We start from the raw sequence: 1,381 nt of genomic DNA, 5'->3' as shown, positions 1-1,381 counted from the left end.
CGCCAAAACATCTTCGGCGTTGTAAGGTTAAGCCTCACGGTTCATTAGTACCGGTTAGCTCAACGCATCGCTGCGCTTACACACCCGGCCTATCAACGTCGTCGTCTTCAACGTTCCTTCAGGAGACCTAAAGTCTCAGGGAGAACTCATCTCGGGGCAAGTTTCGTGCTTAGATGCTTTCAGCACTTATCTCTTCCGCATTTAGCTACCGGGCAGTGCCATTGGCATGACAACCCGAACACCAGTGATGCGTCCACTCCGGTCCTCTCGTACTAGGAGCAGCCCCCCTCAATTCTCCAGCGCCCACGGCAGATAGGGACCGAACTGTCTCACGACGTTCTAAACCCAGCTCGCGTACCACTTTAAATGGCGAACAGCCATACCCTTGGGACCTACTTCAGCCCCAGGATGTGATGAGCCGACATCGAGGTGCCAAACACCGCCGTCGATATGAACTCTTGGGCGGTATCAGCCTGTTATCCCCGGAGTACCTTTTATCCGTTGAGCGATGGCCCTTCCATTCAGAACCACCGGATCACTATGACCTGCTTTCGCACCTGCTCGCGCCGTCACGCTCGCAGTCAAGCCAGCTTATGCCATTGCACTAACCTCCTGATGTCCGACCAGGATTAGCTGACCTTCGTGCTCCTCCGTTACGCTTTAGGAGGAGACCGCCCCAGTCAAACTACCCACCAGACACTGTCCGCAACCCGGATCACGGGTCCACGTTAGAACATCAAACATTAAAGGGTGGTATTTCAAGGTTGGCTCCACGCAGACTGGCGTCCACGCTTCAAAGCCTCCCACCTATCCTACACATCAAGGCTCAATGTTCAGTGTCAAGCTATAGTAAAGGTTCACGGGGTCTTTCCGTCTTGCCGCGGGTACACTGCATCTTCACAGCGATTTCAATTTCACTGAGTCTCGGGTGGAGACAGCCTGGCCATCATTACGCCATTCGTGCAGGTCGGAACTTACCCGACAAGGAATTTCGCTACCTTAGGACCGTTATAGTTACGGCCGCCGTTTACCGGGGCTTCGATCAAGAGCTTCTCCTTACGGATAACCCCATCAATTAACCTTCCGGCACCGGGCAGGCGTCACACCGTATACGTCCACTTTCGTGTTTGCACAGTGCTGTGTTTTTAATAAACAGTTGCAGCCAGCTGGTATCTTCGACTGGTTTCAGCTCCGCGAGCAAGTCGCTTCACCTACGCACCAGCGTGCCTTCTCCCGAAGTTACGGCACCATTTTGCCTAGTTCCTTCACCCGAGTTCTCTCAAGCGCCTTGGTATTCTCTACCTGACCACCTGTGTCGGTTTGGGGTACGATTTCGTGTTACCTGATGCTTAGAGGCTTTTCCTGGAAGCAGGGCATTTGT

General features: G+C 53.5%; 1 rRNA gene. It reads right to left on the bottom strand.

The features are described 5' to 3' along the window. Window positions 1-23 precede the first annotated feature (23 nt). Window positions 24-1,381 (bottom strand): 23S ribosomal RNA (locus tag WFN61_RS20670); the annotation flags it as partial.

Source organism: Pseudescherichia sp. AS216, assembly GCF_037152055.1.
Taxonomy (GTDB): domain Bacteria; phylum Pseudomonadota; class Gammaproteobacteria; order Enterobacterales; family Enterobacteriaceae; genus Pseudescherichia.
The sequence above is the reverse complement of the archived record's forward strand: the minus strand, read 5'-3'. Positions and strand labels throughout refer to the sequence as shown.